The organism is Streptomyces sp. CLV115 (genome assembly GCF_038448545.1).
GTDB lineage: Bacteria > Actinomycetota > Actinomycetes > Streptomycetales > Streptomycetaceae > Streptomyces > Streptomyces sanglieri.
Genome location: NZ_JBCEWQ010000394.1, coordinates 1 through 472, shown reverse-complemented (window position 1 = coordinate 472; position 472 = coordinate 1). Strand labels below are relative to the sequence as shown.

Annotated in this window: 1 protein-coding gene; it reads right to left on the bottom strand. The window is 62.7% G+C overall.

The annotated features are described in order from the left end of the window. Nucleotides 1-472: HrcA family transcriptional regulator (locus tag AADR41_RS42320; protein ID WP_342287803.1), on the bottom strand; the 472-nt coding region annotated here is incomplete at both ends.

The window sequence follows — 472 nt, the reverse complement described above, 5'->3', positions numbered from 1 at the left end:
GAACCGGCCCACATAACGGGCCACGGCTCGCACAGCTGCCATGGTTGAGGGGTAGTCCATTCGGATCGACCCGACGACGCCAAGACTCGACAAGGCATCCTCGGGACCGTAGGTGCTCGCCACTAACGAGGTCGATTGGAAAGGTACATCGGTGTTCTCGGCGCCGATGCGGACCGTAACCTCGCCAGCCTCCCCCGCGGTTGCCTCGCCGAGCAGTCGCATAAGGACGACCTGCTCTTCAAGGGCCTCAAGGACGGGACGTACCGCTGTCTCCCACTGTGCACCGAATGCGGTGAGATTGGGAACCCCGGCGACCACAACCCGAGCAGATGGGTCGACGGCAAGGATCTCGAGAACGGTAGCAATCACCGACGCTGCCCGAGGCCCTTCGGCCGGTCCCAGGTCGTCAAGAAAGCGGTTGAGCGAGTCGGCCGCTTCAGCGACTGTCAATCCGACGAGAGTCTCATTTAGC